Here is a 26,824-nt window from a genome sequence, read left to right as displayed (position 1 = left end):
TGTTTACTTTTGCTTTTGCTTTGTTGGCTTTTTTGTAGTGGATTCTTCAATCTGTTCAGATGTACTTTTAATTTCATCGGTTATTGCTATCTTGCTATCCGGTTGCACATAATAACGGTATTTTTTGCACCAGAACAAAAAAGTAATTAAATGTAAAAAAGTTAAAAGTCGAAACGTATGTTATTATTATATTGAGAATTATAAATTAAAGGTGGCATCTGGAAGGGAATAGTTAAAAATGAAAACAATAAAGGGGAAGTTATCTTTTAGCATTGATATTATAGGTTGTATTCTTTGCATTATAATGTTTATTATAAGTCTTGTTAATTTTAGAACATGGGTACACCCATTTTTATTCCTTATCTTCGGACTAATTTTCTTCATTAATATAGTAAATACCCGTAAGAGAAAAGGGCGTAATTCAAATTAAAATAAAATTGTATCCGTATAACCAAAAAACGCTATTCTTTTTGTAGAAATATACAGAGAGGATGGCATTTTTTATAAATTTTTTGTTTCAAGATGAACTTTAATGATTTGCTGAGGGATTATATCAATATTTTCCTCCTTCACTTTTAGAACAGCTTGCTAGAGGGGGAGATTTTGTTTAAAGAAAGGGAGCTTTTGCGATGTTACCTAATTATATAAAAATAGCTCATGAGATAGCCCAAAAAGCCCATGCTGGACAAGTAGATAAAGCAGGTATGGATTATATCAAACACCCTGAGGCAGTTGCTAACTTTGTAAATACGACCGAAGAGAAGGCTACTGCTTATTTGCATGATGTTCTGGAAGATACTGAGATAACTGCTAATGATCTGTTAAGTGCTGGTATACCTCATAACGTAGTTGAGGCAGTGCAGGTACTGACAAAAGAGAAATACACACCTTATTTTGAGTATCTGAGCAGAGTGAAAGAAAATTCTCTTGCTCGTACAGTTAAACTTGCAGACTTAAAACATAATTCTGATCGCTCAAGACTTGCTAGGATAACAGATAAAGACCTAAAACGATTGGAGAAGTACCGCAAAGCGATTCAGTTTTTAGGGAAATAAAAGAAACAGCAATTTCTTAAGTGACAATTTCTTATAATACTAGTTGTTTAAAGAAACTCCTTCTTGCAATGTTTTAAGGCATGTAAGAACAATTCTCTGGTTGTTATAAAATAAAAAATAAGAGACGATATTCTAAAGGAGTCTAGAATATCGTCTCTTATTATAAGCCTTAAAACGTTAATTCAGGAATATGTAAATGGTTTTTTAATAAGTTCCAAGTCTCATCTAGAATGGGTTTTGGTGGTATGTAAATAATTGTTCCATCCCGACCTCTTGTTAAAATAACTCTATATGCATTGAGTTTAATTTGGAATGGATCTTCAACACCCCATTGATAGTGTTGCCCCTTCCAAGTCCCATTTTGTAGATATAGATCATCATCCCAATGAACAAGCGTCATATCTAGTTCAAGTCCCTGTGTTTGGAATTCAGTTGAGCTGTAGTTGAGCGCTCTACAATAGTATTGGGATTCGGCATAGTTAAAGTATTGAGCGATCTTACTAGGGCGTTCATATCGTTCATCTCTTGGTAGAACAGGGACTTCTTTTTGATGATCAGCGCCACCAGCACAGACAACGCCAACTGTTTTTGTATCATCCTGATAAAGCTGATGTAAAGTGTGTTTGGCTTTGGCTAAATCACGCGTAATAAAAAGTTGATAATGTTCTTTTGGTAGCTTATGAATAAGCTGTTTTGTTTGTTCAAAATTAGCATCTAATAAGGTATTAATAATTCTATAGTATTTTAAAGCTGCATGAGCACGGAAAGATGAGTTTAAATGTAGCTGAGAATGTGTTCTATAATGTGCTGCATTTGTGAATATAGAATTAGAATGTTTAGAGTGAACAGTCACGTTTTTTCCAGCGATCGCATGATTCCACAGGGCGAGACCGCCTTCTTCTCCAGAATAGATCTCCTGTCCGTCTCCGATTAAGCCAATTGTTACACTCCACGGTTTATTGTTTGTTGTAACATTCATTATAATATCCGGTTCACTTAAGTTTTGAACTTCTCGATTTCTTCGAGTGAGTGATTGATCGACTTTTTTTGTATCCCATGCTCGTTGGGCCTCATCAAAAATGATTATTTGTTCTTTTGGAATCATTCTCTTTTCGAGAAAATCCATTTTATAGCCATATAGACCTTGTACGAAGGTTCTATTTTTCAACGTATCTTGTAATACGTCTACTAATGGGCCGTTACCAGATAAATAAACTGCATTTTTCATCTCGTGTGCAATGGTCAGACCTAAATATGTTTTACCTGCTCCCGGCTCACCAGATACTAAAATGAGATGATGGGTATTTGTACGTTGAGCTTCTTCAATAATTGAGCGTACAGTTTGTTGTACTTCTGGAAAGTTACTGCTTGATACAGCTTTAATGTCAGGGAGCGGTTCATTATTTAAAATGGATCGAGCAGCTTCTAGCATAGAAGGTGAGGGTTCATAGACACCATCGATTATTTCCTCTAGCGTCAAAGTTGGTACTTTTGTTTTATTGATGATTCGTTTAAGAATGCTTTCCAATCCATCAACAGTGGAGAGGGTTACTTGATATTCTTTTTGGAAAACCCAGCGTTCACCTTCATAGTTTGTAAGCAGCAAAACACCTATGACTTGCATGTTAGATTGTTGAATAGCTGAGTGATAATGTTCAAGATCACGCATATAAAGAGATGTTTGGATATATTCAGAAGGTGAAACGCTATTATAACTTTTACATTCGAGGACTATCAGATAACCATTGATCAGTAAAAGTAAATCTGGGCGACGACCGCCTCCGCGTAAAATCTCATATTCAAAAATAAGTGATGCATCTAAATTAGAAAATCGATTAAATAAATCTTGTAGTTTATTATAACTATCAATCCATGCTCTCTTTTGAGAATCTATTTTTGGATCATTTGTATTGTTTTTATAAACATGAGCTAACAATTGTTTAATAAAAAACTGTACATCTAATTGCTTAAATTGTTCAATAGTTCCAGTCCAGCCATAGTTCAAGATAAAGGCCTCCTTGATGTGTAGTAGGATATATTCTTATTATAAGGAATAATATAACTAGCTTGGAATGAAAAATATTTAGGTCGTATTTTTCCTGAATTATTGTGTTTCAATCTATAATTAATGAGGCAAGCTTTCAACTAGATACATAAGAAATGCCTAGAAAAAATGCACATTGAGTGTTAGATGTAGTTTAATACTCAATGTGCAATTAATATTGGTTTTAGTAAATTGTAAGTAGAGCTATAAATAAATTTGGTAGTTTTTTTATTATTAATTTATCCAATTTTTTATTTTATCTAGTAAGCTATCCTTATAGCGTTCCCTAAATATAACAGTATTTTTTACGTCTTCTTTTTTTAGAATTCTTGTGTAGTTTTTGTTAGGATTATTTTTGTCTATTTTCTTTAAACGTTGGTGACTATATCCTAATATTTCGAGTTTATTTAGACTTTTTATAAGATATATTTTTGAACCATCATCTTGTTTAATATAAAATGCATCTTTACCTAGTGGATCAGAAAGGTAAGGTATGTATATTTCAAGCACAAGTATTGTACTCACTAAAAGTGAAACTATAATAAAACCTATAATTTCATTAATATCCGATATATTTAACGATCTATCAGAAAATATATAGAAATATAATACGGTAATTGGTGTTATGAATACTGTGAAAATAATAATGTGAAGTATTTGGATAAGTAAAATTTTCTCTTGATTGAAAAATAGCTTTTCTATACTAGAAGCCCTAAGTATTGTGCATGTTTTTAGTAATAGTAGACCTGCAGCAACGTAATATGTAATATTTAAAGTTTGAAAAATGTTTGTTAAGTCCATATGATGATATTAACTCCTGTTTGATAATATTTATTATTTATTACTTATAGTACACTAGTTATTATAAGTAATAAGTAAGTATTGATTAGCGGGTTTATTAATTATTTAAAAGAAATCCTCCTTCACAAAGTTTGAATTTAATAAACTAAAAATTAAGAAAAATGAATAAAAAATTGGAATGGATTGTTTTTTAAAGGGGTATATATGGATCTACATTGCTGCTTCTTTAATCTATTATTAAGATACTAGTTGAAATAAATAATATATTTTTCTACTACATAACATTATTATATCATATTATTATATCGTATTATAATGTTATGTAATATGAAATGATCTTAGTCTAGAAGTAGAAAGACATTTTTTATTATAAATACTCATCAAAAAATATTGATTATCCTGTTTCTTGGAGTAGTGGATAATTGAAGGCTATAATTTTTATTTATAATAGACTAAGATCGATAAGTAGTTATATTGGCTAAGACAAAAGAAAAGTGATTCAAGTCAATCAAAGATTAAGCGGTAGATCTAATCTGTTATAAATTTGGAGGATATGAATTTTTTTTATGGTTTTTACCAGTGAATTATGCTTTTGAAAATTAAATGATTTTTTTAAAACTAGCTTTCTTTTTAATAGAAAGCTAGTTTTAAATTCTTTCACTTAAAAAAAATAAATATTATATTTTTTCTTTAAATTTTATATAGGAGAGGAAATAGGCTAAGATAAAGATACTATTAGTAGATTTTTTTATTTCAAAATTAGTTTGAATGAAGGGACAGTTTGCTAAATACACTATGTTGTTCATTTCCCTCTTGGTTCATACTTGCCTGATAAGATGAAAATCCTTTATATGTTTTTCTTTTCCATTGCCATAAGCCATTACTTTGATCGAATTCACCATAGTAATGATTGTAATCAAGCTTGTTTCCTGTGTTTTTATTAAAATTATTGCTAATAAAAATACGGCTATTACTTGCATAGATTTGGTTATTGGTAATTACATTGTTCCGGGTATCGTAATTTATTTCGATTTGGCCACTTTCTTGATCTTTTGTATCATTTTTATAAATTACATTGTTCGTAATCGTGTTATTTTCAGCATATCCTTGCTTACTGTCATATCCACCAATTGCAATACCACTCATGATATTATTGGATATTGTATTGTCTCTAACAGTAATTTGGCTTGCGCTTTTTCCTGCATGTTCGCTGGCTACTTCAATACCGAGATCATTTTCATAGCTTTGATTTTGCTCAATGATAATTTCCTTCCCACCATCCACGTAAATACCATCAGCTGAATATTCATTGTAACTAGTATTATTAATGGATGTATTGTGATGGACAATGTTATTACGAACAACTCCATTTCGTGCCTGATCTAAAGCAGCTACTGGAGATACGCCTTCATGTCCAATCAGAACAATTCCGATGTTGTTGTTATCATGCACTTTGTTATTGGTAACTTCAAAAGAATCTACATTCCCATTCACAGCAATTGCTTCACTCAATCCTAATTTCAAATTTGCTACTTCGTTATTATCAATGACAATATGATTTAAATTATTTTGTGCACTAGATGAAGTACCGTAGACAGCAATACCGTGTGCGTTTCCATCCTTTACATTCGCTTCAATGTGATGGATATAATTATTTCTAATAACAATGTAACTTCCTGTTCCAGTGATATAAATTCCAATAGGGGTTTCGCTAACTTTCGTTGACTTTAAGTTACGAAATTCTAATCCTTTTACTTGAATATAGTTTTTGTCTTCTATTGTAAATAACCCATCATCTTCTAACTTGACATTAGAACCATCAAGAATGACTTTTTCATCTTGGTAATTTTGAAAAGTAATGGGTGCGCCTGAGGCACCAGAATGAGCGACACGAACTTTTTGTTTATAAACTCCGCCTCTTATGTAGATTGTACTTCCTTCTTTCGCGACATTAGCAGCTTTTTGAATGGTAGCGAAAGGTTGATCTAATGTACCGGGATTGAGGTCATTTCCTGTTGGAGATACATAGTAATTTGTAACAGAAATTACATTGCTATTGGTTTGTGCAAAGGTAGAGGTAGGGAGTGTGAAAATTAACATACTGAAAGAAAGTATAAAGATAAAAAGCGATTTTTTTAATGAGGGAAATATTGTTTGATATTTCATCATGATCCTCCTTCTTTTTTAGCATTCCTTCTCAACTATATAGTTAAAACTGACGATTTATATCTTGTATCAATAAAAAAAACAGGAATGTATTGCGGGTTAAGGGACATCAACTCCTATGGTCTACGTCTTCTATCTGAAACTAAATTTTTAATAATTCATGGTTTTTCGTATAAAATCAAATCATATATACGTGTACTTAAAGAAATATGGAAATTAAAATCGGTAGACGAGGGAATGAGAGATACTGATACTAATTTTAAGGAAAGTTATTCAAAATATGTTTTCTATTCAATTAAAGCTTCCCTGTGTATCATGTTAACTGTTGTACTAATTTGATTGGTAAGATTAACAGATATTTATTTAAAGTGGGGGTGGTTCAATAAATCTGAAATTAACATTGTTTAATATGAGTGTTCGGAAAAATTTATCAAGTTTTAATATTCGGAAAATCATTTATATAAACAAGTATGTTATGGTAACCTTTAATAAAAGGGGGTAGCGTATATGAATGTTGAAATTATTTCTAAAGAAGAAATCACAAAATTATTAAACGACTGGTATCAAGCTATAATTTCACAAAGTGTATTACAGTCTAATAAAATAAAAGAAGAGATTGCAGATAAAATCAATAATATTAAGGAAGACCAAACAATATTAGTCTACTATGCTTTATTGAATGCACGGTATAATCTGCTAATTCGTGATATGGATAGTTCAAAAGATATTTTGGATAAAATTGAGCCATTACAAGAGCCTACAGAAACATTTTTAGAGTACTATCATCATTTATTTAAAGCAATTTATGCTACTAATACAGCAAACCATAGTGAAGCAAGAATGCAATTTGAAGAAGCTGAAAAGTATTTAGAGTACATGCATGATGAAATCGAAAAAGCTGAATTTAATTATTGGCTTGCAGTTCATTACTATCACATATTGAAACCAATCCTAGCAGTTCAATTTACTACGAAGGCAAATGAAGTATTTTCAATTAGTCCAGGGTATGAATTAAAAACTGCTGCTTGTTTGAATACTTTAGGGATGGCACACACTCGCTTAAGTGATTTCGAAAGTGCAGAAGAATATTTACTTTCAGCATTGGGTACTTTCCAAAAATCTCATGACGAAAGTCTTACTAAACGTGTAAAGCACAATTTAGGACTTTTATATGCAAGTCAAAACATGTCAGAGTTAGCAATTAAGCATTTAGAGGAATCACTAGAAAACAACGCTAAAACGATGTTTCTTTTAGCAAGAGAACATTTTAAGTTAGGTCATAATCATAATGCTAATGAATATATTGAGAATGGCTATAAGATTAGTGACTTATGTTATCGTCATCATTTTCAAATTTTAAAAGCAGTACATAACTATGCACCACAAGAAGAATTAGAAAAGGTGGTCATGGAAGGTATTTCGTATTTTGAAAAAGAAGAATTATATGATTGGGTAAAAGAATATGCTTATCTTTTAGGTAATATATTCTATGGTTCAGAAAATCACAAAAAAGCCAGCAAGTATTTACACATCGCTTTAGATGCAGACAAAAAGAGTATAGAAAGAAGGGCGCTAAAATGAAAAAAGCAATCTTATTAATGATGATGTTATCCGCTGTTTTTACTTTTGGTCTTACTAATGTAAAAGACGTATCACAAAATGAAACTATTGAAGTGTTTATGGATCATGGAGAGCATATTTAATTATCTAAAAAAAGAGGGAGCTGCGAGCACCCTCTTTTTTAATTATGAACATATTAATTTAGAAATAACATAAGTAGCAGTAGGAATGAAAAATATAAGGGATAATGTTCCATAGTACCAAATACAGTCTGATTTACATTCTTAAATACCAAACCATACATTCTTCTTTACACCCAATGCTTTTAAGGGGGGAGTTGCGGCTAGAACGATGAATCGCTTCTATTTACATCACCTACTATTGCTAATTTTGTATGCATAGGGTCTAATCCCATTTTGATGCAACTTACTGAAGCGTAAAAACTTCATAGAACTACACATAAGATGATTTTATTCGTTGGGATTTTAAATATAATGTAAAAAGAATCTTTTAAATGCAAAAAAATTCTCTTTTATATTATAATTACCAAATGTTGTTAATTGTGACTTTGAAAGCAGTGGAAATAATGGAATTATATTCGATGAAAGGCATGGATAATTTAGAATATGCTATTAAAAATAATGGTAATTTATCCAATCGGTATTACATTGTTAATCTTTATTCCTATAAGAACAATGGGTATCAAGAACCAAAGGAGACTTTAAAATTTGGAAATCGAGATACTGATAAAAATGAATGGATGCATATTGAAATATATCCTGATGAAGTATTTATGCGTATAAATACTTTTGGGGGAAGAAAACAAGTAATTCATCTAACTTTTTAATTATTTTAGTTACAATGCTTTCCTTTTCCTATTTTAAAAATTCGGTTGAAACCAGAATTATTAAACTGATTTTGGATATTTTGTTAATTATTCTTTTAGTCTTTTATATTATAAATGTGTCATTAAGACTTTATGGGATTTTTAAAGAAAAGAGAGGTGAATAAAGTGTACAAGTTCGAGAATAAAAAGAAATTCCTTTTTTTACATAATTAAGTATTAACGACAGCAGATGTAATGGGTGTTATAGGTATTAGTAAAGCGAGAATTAGCAGAATGATTAAAGGTGGTAAACTTGTGCCATTTAAGAAAATGGAACGAGTGAGTTTATTTCTTTGTGAAGATATTGGAGAAAAGAAATAATTAGAAAAATTACTTGATAAGTATAGACCGCATGATGAAGACTAGAAACGTTCTAGAGGATCATTTTATATATAACTTAATATTTAGTTTTATTGATTTTTTATGTAGTTTTCTTTTATTCTTGTATAGAAGGAGGCTATCATATATGAGAAAAATCCGTAAAGACATTCGATCTATTACTCGATTAGTCGTTGCTTTAGCGATTATTACAGTGATTATTGTAATATGTAATACCATAGGAAATATGAAAATGTTAACAGAGATGCTTCAGGAAACAGCAAAATTAGGAATAAGTACAATTATAGGTTTAATTGCAATTTCTATTGCTTGTATGTCTTTTCAAAATCATGAATCTAGAATGGAAAATAAAAACTTTTATTTGAACTATTTGACACTGATGCTCGTTACGTTAACTTTTTTACTCGCAACTTTTTTGTTCCCTTATTTGCCGATAAATTCTAATTTGTATTTGTATTATGCAATTTTTAACATTTATTTTCTTTTGGGGATAATTTTGTTGGGGGGATCATTAATAGCTACTTTTGGGGTTATTAAGAAGGCTTTTGAATAGGAAGGAAAAACTAATAATCATTTCCTATAAATAATTTTTGATTTTTTTATGGAGATAGACAAAAAGGGATGAAGATAATTCATCTCTTTTAAATGTTTTATTGTTTTCAGTAACACCTAAATGCTTTTTAATGTATCTTGTAGCATTTGAGAGTAGTTTACATTATTAGCTGTTCCTATCTTATTTATAATCATTCCTTCTCAACTAAATAGTTAAAAATGACGATTTATATCTTGTTTCAATAAAAAAAGACCCGGGACTGAATTCCGGGTCAAAGGACATCAACCACCGTGGTCTTCGTCTGCCATCATACTTTGAACGACTTTTACTACGTGACTATCTGTTTGAGATGTAATTCCCAATTTAAATATTAAAGCAGTAGCAATACTCATTACTTTAATTAGCTTTTTCATTTTAAAGCTTCTTTCGCATCGGCTTTTTTCTTAGCTTGAATTGCTTTATAGAAGTATGTACATGTTTTGGAATGCGAGCCTTGTTCAAAAATCTTTTCTGCTAGTGCGTTATAATGGGATGGAATTTTTATTTAGGTGGATTATCTTAATGAAAAAACAAAATGTTTTTTCATTGACCTAAGTTTTTATTATGTGTATATTTAGCTTTAACGTTTTTTGTAATTAGGAGGAAATATGAAAATGGCTGATTATTTTTATATGGGAATTTCAAAAAGAGAACTAAAAAAAGAAATTGAAAGAACACTAACTAAGTGCAAGATAGAGGTAACAAATTTAGGAATTGAAAATATGGAAATAGAGGATTTAAAATTATTAAATGCTTTTATTAAATCAAAAGCAGAACAAATAAAAGCTACACAAATATATACTGCGAAGCTTGCATTTGGAATAGGCATTATAACATTAATGATGAAAGAAATTTTAAATGTAAGTCCTATTTTGGGTATGTTTATATTATTTTTGATATTTATTAGTATGTCTGTTTGCTTCAGAAGTGATGAAAAAATATTTAGAAAAAAAGTACAGGCATTTTATTATCTTTCTAATTTACTAGATTTGTACATTCAAGAAACGGAGAAGTGTATTCAGTCTAATAAATAAAGAAGTGAATCCTAATTATTATTATGTCTACATTTTATAGAGGCGCTATATTAATTTTGGTCTAGAGGGATTATTGTAATAATATAGCTTTCTTAAAAACCATCAAAGAAATTCTTGGTGGTTTTAATTTAGTTAAAAAATACTTTGGTAGGAGTAGTTCTAATATTTTAACAATATTTTTTAATGAATCAGGAAAGTGACCATCACCAATAATATTTCCACCGAATTCTATATAGTTTTATTCAGGATCATGACAAATATAAATGGTTTCAGTTTCTTGTTTTTCAATCGTATTAATATATTAGGAATAAATGTTACTGTATATCTAGAAATATATGCAATAGGGAGAGGCTAAAGTGGGAAGAATATTTTCTAATACAATTGAAGAATTTGAAGCATTTATACAGCTAGTTACTTTTTATTGGCCCCGAGCGCTTGCAAAAAAGACAAAGTATCGACAAAAAGGTAATGAATATGAACAAATTGAAGAAATGTTGTTATAAGTAATAGAAAAAGTAACAGGATATTATTGGGGATTTCAAATAATCATTTTGTAAAAAGGCGCTATCTTATAAAAAATGTATTGAAATAAAAAATATAAATATATCTTTCAGATTTTTATGAATACATGTTAATTATTGCTTTTTCAATAAAAGGAATGAGTGCTCTCCTTTTGAAATCAAGGGTGTCTTTAAAAAACTTACAACTAAATATAGCTAATACTTCACCGTAGTTATTGTGGTAAAATCCAGTAGAACTTAGAGGATATTCGTAGCGTACTTCTTGTTGCAATCTTTTAATTAAAAGTGTAGAACCATGTTTAATCATTACTTTGGTGAATGGAACATAACCATCTCTTGTTGTGCATTCATCAGTAATATAGCCTTTAATTTCAATTACGTCAATTATAGAGTGTAATTGATTAATTGTTAGTTTTTCAATGGACTCTTTAACTGCATCTTTAACTATATCAGCCATAAAAACCTTCCTCTCATTTATGCATTTTAACTTAATTATACATGAAAATAATGGTTAATATATATTTTTGAATCTCCTCTTTTGTGAGTTGGATAAGTTTTAAAATTCTTTTTGATCTATAGTATATTCTTGACTACAAAATCTTGTCTTAAAATTGTTGAATCTTCAAAAGCATATACTTGCTATTTGCTAATTTATGATTGCATGTAGTGTTCTTCAAAAAATGTTTAGTACGAACGATCTATCACTTTAGAGTATTAGAAAAATGAAAGGTTAGTAAGCTTCACAAATTTTTCGTTTATGATTCTTTGTAATTTCTTTTTCTCTGGAGTAAGTTGAAAATATAAAAAACTCCTCCTTCATTCTAATTTAGAATGAAGAATTGGCTTTCTAATAAGGATATATTTTCCTGATTAGTGTATGATAATTAGTGTGTTATAGCGAATTATTTTATAAAAAGATACTGTATTTAAAAGGAAAGGGGAGGGGAATAATGAGTTTCTTAGATAATCTTTTCGGTAAAAAAAAGTTAATAAAAGAGATAGAACAATTCCAAGGAAAAATAAAAATTTTAGAAAGGGAACTTAAGGAAAAAAATAATTCATTAAAAAATTTATATGTGAGTAATGAAAAGTTAAAAGAAGAGAAGAAAATACTAGATAAAACATTAGATAGAAGAATAGTAGAGCTTGAACATGCTAAAGATTCTATTGATACCAAAATAAAAGAATTAGTGCATGCTGAAAATGTTATGAATCTTTATCAAGGTATTTATGGAGAACTTGAGTATGATGAAGGGAAAGAACAACATATTCTTACTAATTTTGATGAAGATAAAGGATTTTTTGATTTTTTAAGGCCTAAAAATGATAATAATGATTTTAATAATGAGCAAATTGAGGCTATTAGATATGATATGGAGAAGAACCTTAGAATTATTGCGGGTGCTGGTAGTGGAAAAACACAGACAATTTGTGCGAAAACTGCCTATTTAATAATGATGAAGAATGTCCCTGAAGAAAAAATAGCCATGATTACATTCACGAAAAAGGCATCTGAAGAGATGAAAGAAAGGGTGAATTTTTTCTTAGGAGAGGAAAAATCTAAAGTAGCAGTTGGCACCTTTCATAGCTTTTTTATACGCTTGTATAATGAGTTGAAAAAACAATTTCCATATGTAGAACATATGGGTATTATTGGAGATAATCCAGATGAGAAGAAGTATAAGGCGGAATTAGAAGACTTAATTAAAGATTATAAACTAAAAAAATTAGATGAAAATGCTGGAGAGAAAAATTTATTTGAAAAAATAAGTTATTGGACGAATATGGGGTTCTCTATAGAGATGATGACGAAATATATAGAAAAGCACTTTAATATACTTGAACCAACAAGTGATGAAACATTAAGTCAAAGATTTCAAAAGATGATGCGGGAATTTTATGATAAACGAAAAAGTAATAGAATTGTAGTTTTTGACGATTACATGTTAAATTTGCTTCATGTTTTAAAAGATGATATCCAAGCGCGTGAATATGTACAAAAAAGATTTCAGTATATATTCATTGATGAGTTTCAAGATACTAATCCTCTTCAAATGGATATCATTAAACTTATTTGCCCACCGGATTTAAAGGATGGTGCTAAATTAATCATTGTTGGTGATGATGACCAGAGTATCTATTATTTTAGAGGCGCAGAGCCAAAATACATAAAAGATTTCGACCAAATGTATGAAACCCAAACTCTTAAACTTATGACAAATTATCGTTCTACTTCAAAAATAGTTCAAGCTGGGAATCGGGTAATTGCATTTAATGAGAACAATAGGATAAAAAAATCAATGAAACCTTTTCATAAAAATGAGGGTGATTGCTATATTCGAAGTTTACCTACTCCAGAGGAAGAAGCTGAATGGATTATAGATCAATCTCAGTATATTGGTTTATCAGGAAATAAAGCTGTCCCAGATTATAGAGAAAGTGTAATCTTATATCGTTCTACTTCCCAAATTAAAACATTACTCCATAAACTGGAGGTTAATAATATCCCTTTTGTAATAGAAACTAATGAAGACTTAATGGGTATTTTTAGCTTGGATGCATTTAAAAGGGCATATAGATATTGGAAAGCTTTTTTAATATCTAATGAAGATAGTGATAAATTAACTCGGTGGAACCAAATAATTTCAGAAACTTCATATGCATTCTACAAGAAAAAACAAGAAGTTGTTAACTTTATTGGAGATAGTTCATCATATATAAATCCACAAAAAATTGCTGATTTTATTTGTGGAAATAAATCTTTGGATAGAAGAAAAGAAATTATTGATTACTTTGAGGGGTTAGTAAGATTAAAAAATAATAATTCAGTATCTATGGCAAATACTATTAAAACCTTCTTAGAATTTCCACTCGTTAGAAACCAATTAACAAAGGATGAAATAAAATGGATAGAAAAAGAAACAGAACAGTTTCATTCATGGGAAGGTATGGTTAAGAGGTATAATGAGTTAAACCAAAAAAAAGAAGAGATGAAGAAAAAGTTAGATAAATACCATAAAGGTACATTTAATGCAATTTATTTATTAACTATACATAAGAGTAAAGGATTATCATTTAAAAATGTATTTTTAATAGGCTTATATGATGAAGGATTACCAAGTAAAAAAGCCACAAAAGTTACTCCAGAAATAATCCAGGAATCCATAGAGAAAGCTGAACCACCGACTACTATAGAAGAAGAAAGGCGCTTAATGTATGGTGCGAAACGTTGGTTTGAAATCGCTTAACGAGGGATAAACCACATTATAAATTTTTATAATGATAACTGATATTGTGAGACCACAGTAGGATACCTTTAAAAAAATCCTATGATAAGATGGCTGCTGATACTCCCACATGCATAACTGGTAACGGTTTTGTATGAAGCTGGGTGAAGACGCATTGAGTAGCCCTAACAGATAATGCTGAGGAAAGGTTAAACACTACTGCGAAAGTAATGCGGGCAGGGAGCTATATATGGTTAGTATTCAACATAATTGATGACGAACTACTGAATGTACACCTCGAAAAGCTTTATATAGAAATGTATAAAATAAAAAAATTCACTCCAAAGAAATTATCGTACGGATTTTGATGGATAAAGCTAATGGGTTGCTTTAGTTTAAATAACGTGAATTCGGGGTAAAGGTAGAACCTAAGTATAGTTATTTACCTAGCAATATCGGAACGTTTGAAGTCTCTAACGTCTAGTAATAATCTGGTAAAAAGGATTGTGAGTAGAGATGGCAGTAGAGATGTAGTACCAATGAAACCATGATAATAAGTGGTGGAGGGAAGGTCTCAAGTCTTTTTATATAACAGTTGTAAAGAATAAATAAGAAGATGGAGCGCCGTATGCGATGAAAGTCGCACGTACGGTGCGGGGTGGGGGAAAACTTGGAGATTAATTCAAAGGGTTACCTATCACCATTTGCTGTAACTCGTCCAAAGAAGAATCTATATATTACATTCCCAGCAACAATTAATGGGAAACCTTCTAAAAGATCGAGATTTTTAAAAGAGATTAATCTCCCTATTCAACAAGGTGAATAGGGAAGGTTAAGTACAAGAAAGTGATTTTCTGGATCAATATAATATACCTAATGAGATTTTCAAATAATTAATAAAAGAAGATAAACTTTTTTATTCTGATGAAGGAGCGCGTTATTAAATAAAATTAATATATCTTAAGAAATTGTTGGTAATTTTTTTTATAGGATAGTCAATAATCAATTTTTATGTACAATTGTTGATAAAATATATGTTCACAGAAAATTCCCATTCAAATGGTTTTATTTACATATATTTCATGTTATCTTACTAGTAGGGTAATAAATCCCTATTGTTATTTAAATCATTTATAAAGGGAGGAGTTAATATTATGAAACTTCGTTATGCTCTTGTAACGTCGGTTGCTTTTCTAAGTATTTTAGGTATCGGAACCACAGATTCACAGGCTTCCACTGATTTTAATAGGGAAGACCAGAAAAAATTAACACAAACTCTCAACATTAGGGATTACACAGTTACTTTACCAACATTTTTTAGTGGATATCAACTTACTTATCATGAGCCAGGAATGACTTATCGCACTAGTAATGATTTGATAAAGGTTTCTTCTACTGGGAAATTAACAACTTATTTTTCCACAACAGCAAAAGTATATGTTTATAGAAATGGTGTATTAGATCATACAATTACAGTAATTGTTGGACAAGGTTAAAATTAATTGATGTATTTTATATTTCTTAATAGATAACTAGTAATTGGGATAAGTATTCTATGAGAAAATATTTTGTTCGTAGATCGTACAAATCATCAGTTATTAGTTGATATTGGATCTAATTAAAAATAATGGAAACAAAACGTATTAACTGTTATTCTTTATTTGAAGGAAAACCTATTTGAAGTGTAAAAGCCCCTTACAATAGAGGGCTTTTTATTTTATATTTATATTTTTTCGTGAGATAAAGCTTCTATAAGATTAAAAGGTTGTAATTATTTATGTAATAAACCCACAATTGGTCCGGGTAAATCTTTAATTGCAACTCCTAATGATAAAACTTTGTTCATTTAATTAAAAATGTTAAAGATCCCTTTAACATTTTTGTCTTGAGCTACAGATGCTATAAATTCGTTATTTACAAATATCAATGAAACTATGACTTAAATTATTTTTGCACTAGATGAAGTACCATAGATAGCGATATCATATGTGTTTCCATTCTTTAAAGTTGTTTCAATGGTATTGATATAATTATTTCTAATATTAATAGGGGTTTCGTTAACTTTAGTTGATTTTAGATTGTAAAACTCTAATCGATTTACTTGAATATAATTTTTATCTTCTATTGTAAATAAACCTATTATTATCTATTTTGACTTTAGAATCATCGAAAATGACCTTTTTATTCTGGAAGTTTTGAAAAGTAATGGGTGCTCCTGAGGCACCAGAATGAGTGACATGAATCTTTTGGTTATAAACTCCGCCTCTTATGTAGATAATACTTACTTCTTTTTATAAGCATTCCTTCTCAACTATATAGTTAAAACTGACGATTTATATCTTGTTTCAATAAAAAAAGACCCGGGACTGAATTCCGGGTCAAAGGACATCAACCACCATGGTCTCCGTCTGCCATCATACTTTGAACGACTTTTACTACGTGACTATCTGTTTGAGATGTAATTCCCAATGTAAACATTAAAGCAGTAGCAATACTCATTACTTTAATTAGCTTTTTCATTTTAAAGCTTCTTTCGCATCGGCTTTTTTCTTAGCTTGAATTGCTTTATAGAAGTATGTACCTGCTTTGGCATGCTAGCCTTGTTCAAAAATCTTTTCTGCTAAAGCATTACAGCATTCATAGATATACTCATATAAATCTTCTCGTTCAAAGTATTCAATTCCTACAAGAACCGTAGCTTTAATTTCTCAGCGGGTTGATGCCATTTCCAAAATATTCTCCGTATAATACTCCCCTTGCGTTGAATTGAGAGTCGTTACAAACTATGTTTAGTAAGAACATTGAACTATCTATTTTTTTTAATTATAATAAAATTATATATAAATATATAATTTTAACAAAATTCATTTCAAAAGGGTGGTAATTCAAATTGAATTTAGGACTAATTGTCGGTATTCTGCTAATACTTGTTTTTGTATGGGTTATAATATCAGGGATTCGTAACGGAGACGCTACTATCTCACAAATGTTTGGAAGTGTAATTTGTATTTTTGTATTAATTTGGCTAACTAAAGGTTGCGTACCTATATCAAAAGAATCGTATGAAGAACAAATTGTATCTAATGTTGAAGGCTTCCAACATGATGCTATACAATTTCAAAAAGCTATTGAAAACTCCTTTAACTACTATGAAAAGGGTAATGTAGTGTATTCGAAAGAAGAAGTAAATACTATATTAACAGATATACTTAATATTCAGGACACTGTAAAAAATCTAGAAGAATCACAAAGAGAAATCAAAAAGATGAAAATACCTGATGAATACAATTCCGCCCATACAGATTTGGAAATAGCTACGCGTTACCTTGTATTAGCAGCAAAAGCTATTAATTTGTTTAAAGAAACAAACGACCCTGAAGCTCTAAATAAGGCACATGAGTACCTTAATCAGTACAGTGCCAACATAGAAACCGCAGTTATTGAGTTTAAAAAAGTAAATGATATAGATATTATTAAAAAATAACACATATTAAAAGGATTATGTTCTATAATTTGTGGGCGGAAAATACAAGGAAGGGAAAAAGATATACTTTATTGAAGACTTAATGTGTTATAAATAGTTTAAATTGTTACCCTGGGACTAGGTATATAACCCAAGACAAGATCAGTTGGTAGCATAATTTTTTATTGTAGGTTAATGTAAAAAGAGAAGAGGGAACGTAAAGAGATAAATTTCTAAATTGTATCTAATATCTCAAAAAGCTTTTTAAAAGTCTTATCAGTTTCTGAAATAATAAAGGATACGAATTTTAAAATGTCCCCTATAGAATAGACACTTGAAAAAAGTCTATTCTATAGGGTATTTCTTGTATAATAAAAGGAAAATTGGGATCGGAGAATGTTGAAAATGACAAAAAAGCTATTTACAGAAAGAGAAATTCAAATTCTATCAAATAACTTATACGTAAAATCTGTAAGTCAGAAAAGTATCACTTATACAGAGGAATTTAAGCATATTTTTATTGAGGAAAATGAAAAAGGAAAGCTACCTCGAAATATTTTTGAAGAATGTGGTTTTGATATAGATATGATTGGAATGAAACGGGTTATGTCATCGGGAAGTAGATGGCGTGCTGCTTATAGAAAAAATGGTGTTTTGGGTTTAAGGGATACACGTATCGAAAACGCTGGAAGAACTCTTGAGAGAGAGCTTACGTTAGAAGAAAAGTATGCCCGTTTAGAAGCCGAACGAAACTTACTAAAGGCGGAAAACGAATTGCTAAAAAAAATCAAACTTATGGAAGGGAGGATGAAAAGGAAATAACACTACCACCTAGTCAGAAATTCATCTTGATTCGTTCTGTCATCATGAAATACAACTTAAGGAATATGGTCAGTTATTTGTGTAAAGTAGCTGGTGTATCCCGTTCGGGATACTATAATTACTTTTCAATTTCAGCTCAAGAACAACGGAAACAAAAGAGTGATCGAGATGAAATCTTGAAGAAAACCATATTAAAAGCACTTCGATTTAGAAATAGAAAGAAGGGGGCTCGTCAGATAAAGATGACATTGGCGGGTCAGTTTCAAGTTGTCTACAATTTAAAGCGTATCCGTAGAATCATGAAAAAATATGAGATTGTCTGTCCGATTCGGAAAGCAAATCCTTATAAAAGAATGCTGAAAGCTTCAAAAGAACATCGAGTAGTGCGGAATCAATTAAATCGAGAATTCAAACAAAATATCCCAGGAAAAACGCTTCTTACAGATATCACTTATTTAATTTACGGTAAGAATAAAAGAGCTTATCTATCTACAATTTTAGATGGCTCAACCAATGAAATTTTAGCTTACCATGTTTCAGAACAGATGACATTAGACCTCGTAACAACAACTCTTCATAAACTACAACGGAATAAGAGGATTCCATTGACTGAAGGCGCATATATTCATTCAGATCAAGGAGCCCACTACACAAGCCCTACCTACCAAAAATTAGTCAAAAAGCTAAAGCTCGGACAATCTATGTCAAGAAGAGGGAACTGTTGGGATAACGCTCCACAAGAATCATTTTTTGGTCATCTGAAAGATGAAGCACATATAAAACCTTGCGAGTCTTTTACTGAGTTGAAACAAGAGATTAAGAAATATATGACGTACTATAATCACTATAGATATCAATGGAATTTAAAAAAGATGACTCCTGTTGGATACAGAAATCATCTTCTTGATGTTGCCTAACTTTTTTCAAAATGTCCTTTACAAAGGGTACAGATTACTTTGTTCGTATCCTTTATTGTTATTTGTAAGTTTAGTTTTGAATTAAATCTTTTTGATTTTAGAGAATTATTTATTCATATTACTATTTCAAGTAATATGAAATGTATTTTATTCGGCATGTGTGTTCATATATTGAATGTTTACGTATTTAATTGGTTATTTAATATGATCTGATAATTTGGATATTCTTTTAATAATTGGAGGTCTCCAATTATATAAAATTCTTTCTTAGCGCGTGTGATTGCAACATTTAAAATATTGGGTTCCTTACACGCCCATTCTGCAGCGGTTTTCTTCGTATAATCTGTACCTGTAATGAAGAAAACCACTTCTGCTTCTTTCCCTTGAAATGTATGAACGGTTCCAATATTGTCACTGACCCAATCTTTATACCAATCATTTTCTTGTTGTGCAATATTTATTAATAGTTTTCGATATGCTTCGGCAGCTTCATCAATACCATCATGACGTAATTCTCGTTTTAATGTGTTTAGTAGTAGCGTCCAACAATTGTCTTTTCTTTTTAAGAATTTTATTGTTTCGTTTTTAACAGCCGTAAAAGGCGTAATAATGTAGATGGAAGGTGGTTTTAATTTTTCATCTGCAATTAATGTTAAAAGGTTTTCAAATTCCTCTAAGCGTAGCTGTGGGCTGTACGAAATAAATTGTTTGAATAATTCTTGGAGAGATAGTACGTCTAGCTCTGTTGAAGTTTCTGGCTGTGCCATAAAGTGTTCATAAAACAATTCTTTTAATACCATTGCTGGTTCGTTTCCAGCAAGTTCCCACATTTTCATTAATAGCTGGTATTGAATTCTTTGTTTCCAATACACTTCTAATTTTTGTTCCAGCTCTACTGCTTGTTCTTTAACAAATTGCTGAGTACTAACCTTCCCTTTAACATCATACCACTCACTTTTTCCTATTCCTTCGTTTCCTAATACCATTTTTCCACCGTAAGCTAATTCATTAGCCATTGAAAACATAGGCTCTAAGCAGCGACGATGTACCCAAAGGGGCATACCAATCCATCGATTATCTTGGACAAAAGAACCTTTATGATTGCTGCGATCTGCTACAGATTGAACAGAACACTTGATACCTAATATGTCTTCCTTAAGCTTATAAATTTTACGTAGATCTTCTAACATCGTATTGTCTGTTGTAACCACAGGCTCGATTTGCAGTGGATCACCTACAACCATTACTTTCTGAGAGCGCCATAAAGCTCCGACTGCTTGTGAGGGTACAGCTTGACCAGCTTCATCAATCATTAAATAGGGTATAAAGTCTTTATTAATTCCGCGATACATAGATGCAAAGCTTGCAAAAGTTGTACTCACAACAGGGAAGAAACAGTGGACAGTATGCCACATTATATGGAGCTTTTCAATTGATTCTTTTTGGTTTAAATCTAATGTGTTTCTCTTTTCTAATATAGATAATGCCGCACGTAATTTTTCACCATGAATGAGAATAAAGTGATTTAATACATGAATTGCCTTTATAAATAATTTTGAGCGCTTAATGTTTAAATTATCTGTTTGAAATAATATACTTTGCTGACGTTTTTCGTAATTTGAAGCGGTCCAAAAGTCATCTGTCGACTGTAGTAGTGTTTCATCTGCTTCTTTACGTCCTGCCATCATTTGTAAGATGGCATATTTTTCTGCTTCTACCTCATTTTTTAATTGAATGAATTCATCACAAATTGTTTTCCAATTTTCTTTTGCTTCATCACGTGCTGCTTTTGATTTATTCCATTCAGTCATTACACTGAATTTACGATTTAGTAATTGTTGTGCTGCTTTTTTAATATTAGAACTGTTACCAAGTGCTACTGAAAATAGTCCCCAGCTATCCTGACTAATCATTTTTTTGGCTGTTTTTGGGGCGTATTGATAAGTCATTAATTCTTCTAAAAAGCATCCATCAACTTTCTTTTGTTGAGGTAATTCTTTTGAAATATTTTCAACTGCGCCATTATTACTTGATGCAACGACTATTGCATGTTTTGTAATGGATGGTGCAATTTCATAAATAAAACGCTCTACTTCTTCATTTTCTTTAAATAGATGCGGAATTTTTTCTTTAAGGCTCGTTTTCTTTATCATGTCATTAACGTTGTCTCTAAATCGAGTCATTGCATCTGCTTTCTTTACAACAATTTCTGCAAATATATCTTGTAACAGTGTTGTTTTTCCTGTTCCTGGTGGACCATTTACCGAGCTGACAGGAGTATTTGATACAAAAAATTCATTTACAGCTACCTGTTGCATTAATGATAATCGATGCTTAATTGGCGAAGGCCATCTTCCTAAGGGAAGGCGATCTGGATGTAGAATATATTCGATGTATTCACGGTTTTCATTAATATCTTGCCGGTTTGCTGCTGGTGTTAGAAATGTTGCTAGTGTATCGTTTAAATCATTTTTCGCGTACAGTAAGTCCTCTGTAAAGAAGCTATTAAATTTCATACTTTCTTCATCTTGCTCTTGTTTTAAGATACACTCTAATACATAAATTTCTGCACGTGGTAAAATTCCAAAAAATTGTTTGAACTGTTTGTTAAATTCATCCAACCATTGATCATTGAAGAGACCACCATTAATTGCATTTGCTTGTGTATTTAAAAGGTATTTATGTTCATTATACAATTGCATAAAGTCTACATCCTGTAATCCACCATGCTCTTCCATTAGTTTAATATAGAGCTGTAAATAGGGGATGAAAAGTGATTCATCAATGTATTTACCATCTTTATCAAATTCTACATAATAGCTAAAACAGATTGTAAAAGAGGGATTAATAATCTCTTCTTTCACTTTGTGTAAATAGCGTTGATACTGAGTTAATTCATGTTCGTAATATACATTGCCATAAAAACCAAAGCGTTTCTGAATTTGCTCTGATTTTAATTCAAGTTGCTGCCAAATTTGTGGGAACTCTATCGTTTCCGCATCTTTGAATAGTGAAAACTTTTTTACATAACATTCTTTTTTTAGATATTTTTTTGCTATAGGCTCTTTTAAATATTTCGTTTGAATTTGTCCTGGTGTTAATGTTTCCAAGTTCCACCATGCTTCAATTATTTTTTCTGGTTTACTCATAACTACAATCCTTTATTTGTATTTGTTAAATACATTATATAAATAACCAATGGTTCTTGGAAAGATATTAAATTAGTACCTTCTCTTAGCGATGGTTAGTTGTATTCATTCTTTAATATAAGATAACCATCATAATAAGATTGAATGTAAATGGTTTATTGCTATTAATCTCCTTTTTAAATTGTTAATAAAAAGGTCTAGGGGGAAGCATACTTTTTGTTAATTGTATTAATATATTAGGAATAAATGTTATTATATATTTTGGAAATATAAGCAATAGGGAGAGGTTTAAGTGGAAAGAGTATTTTCCTTTTTTTCTAACACAGTCGAAGAATTTGAAGCATTTATAAAGGCAGGTACTTTTTATTGGCCCCGAGCGCTTGCAAAAAAGACGAAGTATCAACAAAAAGGTAATGAATATGAACAAATGGAAGAAAATATTGGGGATGCAGTTTATATTGTTGTAGGGACAAAGGTTAAAAATGATATAAAAGACCCCATATTAAAGGGAAAGATTACAGGAGCACCAATGATTACGCATAAAGGAATTATAAAAGAGGTATATAACCGACCTGTTATGGGGTATCGATATACACATGGTCGTAATACTATGGATAAATCATTTATGCTTCCTTTTGAATTCCTCAAAGAGATGAAACAATTAGATACATATATGGGGAAGGAATTTTCTACCGAAAATAAAATAGAGTTAGAGCAAGCTATTGAAATGGGAAAGATAATTAAGCGTTTATTAGATCATGATGAGATTCACTTTCAAAGAGCCTTTATTAAAAAAGGTACTATTTTTATTAAAAATGATAATTCAGAAAGTGTTTTTAGGTTGGATAATATGTTCGTAGATTTGTCATATAAGGAAGCTGGTGTCAGTGAGCGACTAACTTATCGGGAAATGCCTAGTAAACAGTCAGTACATAAAATTGTAGAAGAGTGTAATAAAGCTGGGTTAAATGGAAAGAAACTCATTGAAAACTTGAGAACATGGCGTGCTAAAGAATTTGTTAAAGTTGAAATAGAAGAAGGGATTTTTCAGGAGCTAGATGGAAAACTTCAAGAAGGTGTAAGTACAAGACTAATTGTAAAAGAAGATAATAGTGATAGTTTACTTACAGATATAAAGAAGAAAATTGGTTTTAATTCTAATAACACAGAAAATCAAAAGGATGTGGTACATATGAATTTACCTAAAAATCAAATTTTGTATGGTCCGCCCGGAACCGGAAAAACTTATTCAGTTGTCCGAAAAGCGTTGGAAATAGTTGATCCAGAGTTACATCAGCAGTTAATAGAAAATAATGCTGATCGTAAAGAGTGGATGGATGCATACCAGCGATATACTGAGGAGAAGCAAATTCAATTTTGTACATTCCATCAATCATATTCATATGAGGATTTTGTAGAAGGCTTACGTAGTGACGCAGAGGGAAACTTTAGGCCAACTAATGGTATATTTCTAGATATTTGTAAAGAAGCAATGGATAGTAATAAAATTATTAACCCGGCTTATGAGTTTGATGAAGAGGAAATAAACTTTTACAAAATGTCTTTAGGTAAAAAAGACCTTGATACTGATATTTATAAATTTTGTATTGATAATAAATTAGTTTCAATTGGTTTTGGAGATGATTTAAATTTTTCAAAATGTAACACAAAAGATGATATCAAAGAATTAGTTGAAAAAGATTATAAAGGGAAAGATAAAAAATCTACAGTTTTAAATAATATTAATCGTTTTAAACACTCGGTAGAAATTGGTGATATTGTTGTAATATCATATGGGAATTCATATATTCGTGCAGTTGGACGTATTACAGGAGAATATGAATACAAAGAGAAGACAGGAATACGCTATCACCACTTTAGATCAGTAGAGTGGCTATATAAAGGTAAGTTAGTTCCTGTTGAAGAGATTTTGATTAATGGGGAGTTTACTATGCAATCCCTTTATAATATTCGTAAAGAGAATTTGAATTTAGAGACACTTCAAGAACTTATTAGTACAGTTGAAATCGCTCAAGAAAAGAAGATGAAAAGCTATGTATTAATTATGGATGAAATTAATAGGGGCAATATTTCACGTATTTTTGGTGAGCTTATTACATTAATAGAAGATGATAAAAGAATAGGAAAGAAAAATGAGATATTTGTAAAGTTACCGTATTCTCGCAAAAAGTTTGGAGTACCTTCGAATTTGTATTTAATTGGGACAATGAATACAGCAGACCGTTCTATTACATTGATGGATACAGCTCTTAGAAGACGTTTTGAGTTTATTGAAATGGTACCGAATGTCTCTCTATTACCAGAAGATATTGATGGCATAAATGTAAAAAAACTAGTGCATGCCATTAATCAAAGAATAGAGTATTTATATGATAGAGATCACACAATTGGACATGCTTTCTTCCTGTGTAATGATTTATCAGAAACAGAATTAATAAATATTATGAAGAAAAAGGTTATTCCTTTATTACAAGAGTATTTTTATGATGATTGGGAAAAGATCGAGATGATCTTAGGTGGAGCAGCCAGTGACGATAGTTCTAGTTATTTCTTGAAAAAAGAAAAAATAAAGCCAGCAGATATTTTTACCGGGTTAAATAATCATTACTTGGAAGAGCAAGTTAAATATTCAATTGTTTCTCAGCCAAATAAGCAGGCATTGATGAATATTTATAAAGGGCAAAATAGTTAATGAAGAACATTGTATTAACGGAATGTCATGACGTTATAGAGATTAATGAGAATGCAGGGGATGACAAGACAATTACACCATCACAAGCAGATGAACTGGCTAAGTTTATTGAAATCCAAAAGCTTAAAAGTGAGTATATAAGCTGGGGAAATAAGAGTATTAAGTTTATAAATTATGTTGGGTGTATTCAATGTTCAACGTTTTCTATAGAAATCTTACCCAAGGTAGCATTACATAATGATTTTAATCAAATGCGTAAGGTGTTAATTGGGATGCTAAATGATTGCGGCTATTTGAATGTTAAGACTTCGACTTTATCCCAGTTACAATTAATAGATGGATCTTTACTTGAAATCTTTGGACGAATTTATGCATCCCATTTATTTAAAGAACTGAGCAAAGGTATTATGATGGAGTATCAGCAAGTAGAGAATAATTTAATGATGTTAAAAGGTTCTCTTATTATTCAAAAGCATATTAATGAAAACTTGAGCCGAAATAAGAAGTATATGGCATATTGTGAATATGAAGAAAGAACTATTAATCACGAGATTAACCAAGTATTTGTAGCTGCTAACCAATTACTATTGAAAAATATTAAAGATATAGAGACTCAAAAACTCCTAAAGCAAATAGATCATATGTTAGATGGGGTACAGGCAAGGGCATTCTCTAAAAAACAGTTAAGGAGTATAAACTTAGATCGAATAAATAAAAGGTTTGAAACACCTTTATTGTTAGCGAAACAGTTTCTAATGAATGTTACAGCGAGTTTTAGCGTGAAAAATAATAACTCATTTTCATTTCTCTTTGAGATGAATGATTTATTTGAAAAATACATAACAGCTTTAGTAAAACAAGTAACTAAGCATGCTCTATACGAGCAGCATAAAGAATATAAATTACTTGTAAATGAACACAATGGTAATGATATTTTTCAGCTAAAACCAGATATTGTTGTTGATAACGGTAATACACAAATTATTATTGATACAAAGTGGAAAACATTAACGAGTGGAAATCGTTCAGGAGTAAAGCGGGAAGATTTATTCCAAATGTACGCATACTTAACGAGATATGAACGTGCCAAAACAGCAATTTTGTTGTATCCAAAGCAATTAGAATTTGAAATAGATAACCATGAATACGTTCAGTCTTGGTATTTACATGCTGATAAAGAGAAAAAATTGCGAGTGTATGGTGTGTCACTAGAAAGTAAAAATAAGACAAGTCAAGAGCTCTATAAGATTCTTCATATGAACGGATTGTAAAAAAATAACGAGAACCAATTAATTGTATATAAAGTGATAAATGATGAATCAATCACTTTAGGGAACGGTAGAGATTTTAAATATGTTGTAATAGACTTGAGGAAGGTTTAAATATTTAAATATATGTAAAAATAGTGTGTTGTCTAAATTGTGTTTGTCTATAAAATTGATTGTTATGAAAGAGCTTAAATTAATGGTGGGTTTGTTGAAGAATTAGTATATATTAAAATTTTCACCTGCATATATAATTTAATTGAAAGTGAG

At 30.5% G+C, this 26,824-nt stretch carries 20 protein-coding genes and 4 pseudogenes; 15 read left to right on the top strand and 9 right to left on the bottom strand.

Annotation, left to right across the window (positions count from 1 at the left end; genetic code table 11):
* Nucleotides 1–629 precede the first annotated feature (629 nt).
* Nucleotides 630–1,055 carry an HD domain-containing protein gene (locus MR143_RS21115; protein ID WP_000937352.1) on the top strand — a complete coding sequence of 142 codons (426 nt, stop codon included), beginning with the start codon at nt 630–632 and terminating at the stop codon, nt 1,053–1,055.
* 169 nt (nt 1,056–1,224) lie between these two features.
* Here MR143_RS21115 and MR143_RS21110 read toward each other — a convergent pair whose 3' ends face one another.
* The 3 genes and pseudogenes from MR143_RS21110 to MR143_RS21100 form a co-directional block, all read right to left on the bottom strand.
* Complete coding sequence (locus MR143_RS21110; RefSeq protein ID WP_242280946.1) at nt 1,225–3,060, bottom strand: DNA/RNA helicase domain-containing protein; 1,836 nt, start codon at nt 3,058–3,060, stop codon at nt 1,225–1,227.
* Between the two features lie 273 nt (nt 3,061–3,333).
* A complete protein-coding gene (locus MR143_RS21105; RefSeq protein ID WP_097862102.1) occupies nt 3,334–3,900 on the bottom strand; it encodes a hypothetical protein in 567 nt (188 codons plus the stop codon).
* A gap of 748 nt (nt 3,901–4,648) precedes the next feature.
* A pseudogene (locus MR143_RS21100) lies at nt 4,649–6,066 on the bottom strand (right-handed parallel beta-helix repeat-containing protein).
* A gap of 507 nt (nt 6,067–6,573) precedes the next feature.
* Between MR143_RS21100 and MR143_RS21095 the strand changes: the two are divergent.
* Together MR143_RS21095 and MR143_RS21090 are read left to right on the top strand one after the other, a co-directional pair.
* A complete protein-coding gene (locus MR143_RS21095; RefSeq protein ID WP_242280945.1) occupies nt 6,574–7,647 on the top strand; it encodes a response regulator aspartate phosphatase in 1,074 nt (357 codons plus the stop codon).
* Nucleotides 7,644–7,769 (top strand): hypothetical protein, encoded by a 126-nt coding sequence (locus MR143_RS21090; RefSeq protein ID WP_000709205.1) that lies wholly within the window; start codon nt 7,644–7,646, stop codon nt 7,767–7,769. Before MR143_RS21095 ends, MR143_RS21090 begins: the two co-directional genes overlap by 4 nt.
* Before the next feature lie 162 nt (nt 7,770–7,931).
* On the opposite strand, the pseudogene MR143_RS21085 reads toward MR143_RS21090, so the two are convergent.
* Nucleotides 7,932–8,122, bottom strand: a pseudogene (locus tag MR143_RS21085) (Y-family DNA polymerase); the annotation flags it as partial.
* A gap of 18 nt (nt 8,123–8,140) precedes the next feature.
* Between MR143_RS21085 and MR143_RS21080 the strand changes: the two are divergent.
* From MR143_RS21080 to MR143_RS21070, 3 genes and pseudogenes are all read left to right on the top strand, one after another.
* Nucleotides 8,141–8,473 (top strand): hypothetical protein, encoded by a 333-nt coding sequence (locus MR143_RS21080; protein WP_242280944.1) that lies wholly within the window; start codon nt 8,141–8,143, stop codon nt 8,471–8,473.
* A gap of 132 nt (nt 8,474–8,605) precedes the next feature.
* Nucleotides 8,606–8,833: pseudogene (locus MR143_RS21075) on the top strand (DNA-binding protein).
* Nucleotides 8,834–8,978: 145 nt separating this feature from the next.
* Nucleotides 8,979–9,404 (top strand): hypothetical protein, encoded by a 426-nt coding sequence (locus MR143_RS21070; RefSeq protein ID WP_086398087.1) that lies wholly within the window; start codon nt 8,979–8,981, stop codon nt 9,402–9,404.
* 281 nt (nt 9,405–9,685) lie between these two features.
* Here MR143_RS21070 and MR143_RS33005 read toward each other — a convergent pair whose 3' ends face one another.
* On the bottom strand, nt 9,686–9,817 hold the full coding sequence (locus tag MR143_RS33005; RefSeq protein ID WP_255287588.1) for a hypothetical protein: 132 nt from the start codon (nt 9,815–9,817) through the stop codon (nt 9,686–9,688).
* Between the two features lie 234 nt (nt 9,818–10,051).
* Here MR143_RS33005 and MR143_RS21065 point away from each other — a divergent pair, with 234 nt between their 5' ends.
* Together MR143_RS21065 and MR143_RS21060 are read left to right on the top strand one after the other, a co-directional pair.
* The gene (locus MR143_RS21065) at nt 10,052–10,477 is read left to right on the top strand and encodes a hypothetical protein (protein WP_141529027.1); all 426 of its coding nucleotides are present in this window, start codon (nt 10,052–10,054) and stop codon (nt 10,475–10,477) included.
* Nucleotides 10,478–10,833: 356 nt separating this feature from the next.
* The gene (locus tag MR143_RS21060; RefSeq protein WP_179192931.1) at nt 10,834–10,980 is read left to right on the top strand and encodes a hypothetical protein; all 147 of its coding nucleotides are present in this window, start codon (nt 10,834–10,836) and stop codon (nt 10,978–10,980) included.
* Between the two features lie 115 nt (nt 10,981–11,095).
* Here MR143_RS21060 and MR143_RS21055 read toward each other — a convergent pair whose 3' ends face one another.
* Nucleotides 11,096–11,455 carry a hypothetical protein gene (locus MR143_RS21055; protein ID WP_086398089.1) on the bottom strand — a complete coding sequence of 120 codons (360 nt, stop codon included), beginning with the start codon at nt 11,453–11,455 and terminating at the stop codon, nt 11,096–11,098.
* 493 nt (nt 11,456–11,948) lie between these two features.
* Between MR143_RS21055 and MR143_RS21050 the strand changes: the two genes are divergently transcribed.
* The 3 genes from MR143_RS21050 to MR143_RS21040 all read left to right on the top strand — a co-directional run bounded on the left by MR143_RS21050 (nt 11,949) and on the right by MR143_RS21040 (nt 15,721).
* Nucleotides 11,949–14,246: an ATP-dependent helicase gene (locus MR143_RS21050; RefSeq protein ID WP_242280943.1), complete on the top strand. Its 2,298-nt coding sequence runs from the start codon at nt 11,949–11,951 to the stop codon at nt 14,244–14,246.
* A gap of 649 nt (nt 14,247–14,895) precedes the next feature.
* Nucleotides 14,896–15,051 (top strand): hypothetical protein, encoded by a 156-nt coding sequence (locus MR143_RS21045; protein ID WP_153580446.1) that lies wholly within the window; start codon nt 14,896–14,898, stop codon nt 15,049–15,051.
* Nucleotides 15,052–15,379: 328 nt separating this feature from the next.
* Nucleotides 15,380–15,721 (top strand): hypothetical protein, encoded by a 342-nt coding sequence (locus tag MR143_RS21040; RefSeq protein ID WP_043939363.1) that lies wholly within the window; start codon nt 15,380–15,382, stop codon nt 15,719–15,721.
* A gap of 426 nt (nt 15,722–16,147) precedes the next feature.
* Here the strand turns inward: MR143_RS21040 and MR143_RS21035 are convergent.
* A pseudogene (locus MR143_RS21035) lies at nt 16,148–16,516 on the bottom strand (DUF5123 domain-containing protein); the annotation flags it as partial.
* 97 nt (nt 16,517–16,613) lie between these two features.
* Entirely contained in the window at nt 16,614–16,745 is a 132-nt protein-coding gene (locus MR143_RS33000) for a hypothetical protein (protein ID WP_000733479.1), read from the bottom strand.
* Nucleotides 16,746–17,115: 370 nt separating this feature from the next.
* On the opposite strand from MR143_RS33000, the gene MR143_RS21030 reads away from it, so the two are divergent.
* Both MR143_RS21030 and MR143_RS21025 read left to right on the top strand, forming a co-directional pair.
* The gene (locus MR143_RS21030) at nt 17,116–17,709 is read left to right on the top strand and encodes a hypothetical protein (protein ID WP_086398090.1); all 594 of its coding nucleotides are present in this window, start codon (nt 17,116–17,118) and stop codon (nt 17,707–17,709) included.
* A gap of 375 nt (nt 17,710–18,084) precedes the next feature.
* Nucleotides 18,085–19,427, top strand: a protein-coding gene (locus tag MR143_RS21025; protein WP_242280942.1) for an IS3 family transposase whose coding sequence is annotated in 2 segments (ribosomal slippage) — nt 18,085–18,466 and nt 18,466–19,427 — 1,344 coding nt in all. Because the reading frame shifts where the segments join, the coding sequence is not laid out codon by codon here.
* 179 nt (nt 19,428–19,606) lie between these two features.
* Here MR143_RS21025 and MR143_RS21020 read toward each other — a convergent pair.
* On the bottom strand, nt 19,607–22,576 hold the full coding sequence (locus MR143_RS21020) for a DEAD/DEAH box helicase (protein ID WP_086398200.1): 2,970 nt from the start codon (nt 22,574–22,576) through the stop codon (nt 19,607–19,609).
* A 427-nt stretch (nt 22,577–23,003) separates the two neighbouring features.
* On the opposite strand from MR143_RS21020, the gene MR143_RS21015 reads away from it, so the two are divergent.
* Together MR143_RS21015 and MR143_RS21010 are read left to right on the top strand one after the other, a co-directional pair.
* Nucleotides 23,004–25,289, top strand: coding sequence for an AAA family ATPase (locus MR143_RS21015; protein WP_242280941.1), 2,286 nt, complete (start codon nt 23,004–23,006; stop codon nt 25,287–25,289).
* Nucleotides 25,289–26,560 carry an McrC family protein gene (locus MR143_RS21010; protein ID WP_086398202.1) on the top strand — a complete coding sequence of 424 codons (1,272 nt, stop codon included), beginning with the start codon at nt 25,289–25,291 and terminating at the stop codon, nt 26,558–26,560. The genes MR143_RS21015 and MR143_RS21010 overlap by 1 nt, the downstream gene beginning before the upstream one ends.
* Nucleotides 26,561–26,824 lie beyond the last annotated feature (264 nt).

The sequence above is a fragment of the Bacillus cereus group sp. BfR-BA-01347 genome (assembly GCF_022663835.1).
Lineage (GTDB): Bacteria > Bacillota > Bacilli > Bacillales > Bacillaceae_G > Bacillus_A > Bacillus_A thuringiensis_K.
The sequence above is the reverse complement of the archived record's forward strand: the minus strand, read 5'-3'. Positions and strand labels throughout refer to the sequence as shown.

What these genes read in the sequence shown, in the direction of transcription:
- MR143_RS21115 (WP_000937352.1), top strand. Translation starts at nt 630, where the DNA reads ATGTTACCTAATTATATAAAAATAGCTCATGAGATAGCCCAAAAAGCC.
- MR143_RS21105 (WP_097862102.1), bottom strand. Translation starts at nt 3,900, where the DNA reads ATGGACTTAACAAACATTTTTCAAACTTTAAATATTACATATTACGTT.
- MR143_RS21095 (WP_242280945.1), top strand. Translation starts at nt 6,574, where the DNA reads ATGAATGTTGAAATTATTTCTAAAGAAGAAATCACAAAATTATTAAAC.
- MR143_RS21090 (WP_000709205.1), top strand. Translation starts at nt 7,644, where the DNA reads ATGAAAAAAGCAATCTTATTAATGATGATGTTATCCGCTGTTTTTACT.
- MR143_RS21080 (WP_242280944.1), top strand. Translation starts at nt 8,141, where the DNA reads ATGCAAAAAAATTCTCTTTTATATTATAATTACCAAATGTTGTTAATT.
- MR143_RS21070 (WP_086398087.1), top strand. Translation starts at nt 8,979, where the DNA reads ATGAGAAAAATCCGTAAAGACATTCGATCTATTACTCGATTAGTCGTT.
- MR143_RS33005 (WP_255287588.1), bottom strand. Translation starts at nt 9,817, where the DNA reads ATGAAAAAGCTAATTAAAGTAATGAGTATTGCTACTGCTTTAATATTT.
- MR143_RS21065 (WP_141529027.1), top strand. Translation starts at nt 10,052, where the DNA reads ATGAAAATGGCTGATTATTTTTATATGGGAATTTCAAAAAGAGAACTA.
- MR143_RS21055 (WP_086398089.1), bottom strand. Translation starts at nt 11,455, where the DNA reads ATGGCTGATATAGTTAAAGATGCAGTTAAAGAGTCCATTGAAAAACTA.
- MR143_RS21050 (WP_242280943.1), top strand. Translation starts at nt 11,949, where the DNA reads ATGAGTTTCTTAGATAATCTTTTCGGTAAAAAAAAGTTAATAAAAGAG.
- MR143_RS21040 (WP_043939363.1), top strand. Translation starts at nt 15,380, where the DNA reads ATGAAACTTCGTTATGCTCTTGTAACGTCGGTTGCTTTTCTAAGTATT.
- MR143_RS33000 (WP_000733479.1), bottom strand. Translation starts at nt 16,745, where the DNA reads ATGAAAAAGCTAATTAAAGTAATGAGTATTGCTACTGCTTTAATGTTT.
- MR143_RS21020 (WP_086398200.1), bottom strand. Translation starts at nt 22,576, where the DNA reads ATGAGTAAACCAGAAAAAATAATTGAAGCATGGTGGAACTTGGAAACA.
- MR143_RS21015 (WP_242280941.1), top strand. Translation starts at nt 23,004, where the DNA reads ATGGAAGAAAATATTGGGGATGCAGTTTATATTGTTGTAGGGACAAAG.
- MR143_RS21010 (WP_086398202.1), top strand. Translation starts at nt 25,289, where the DNA reads ATGAAGAACATTGTATTAACGGAATGTCATGACGTTATAGAGATTAAT.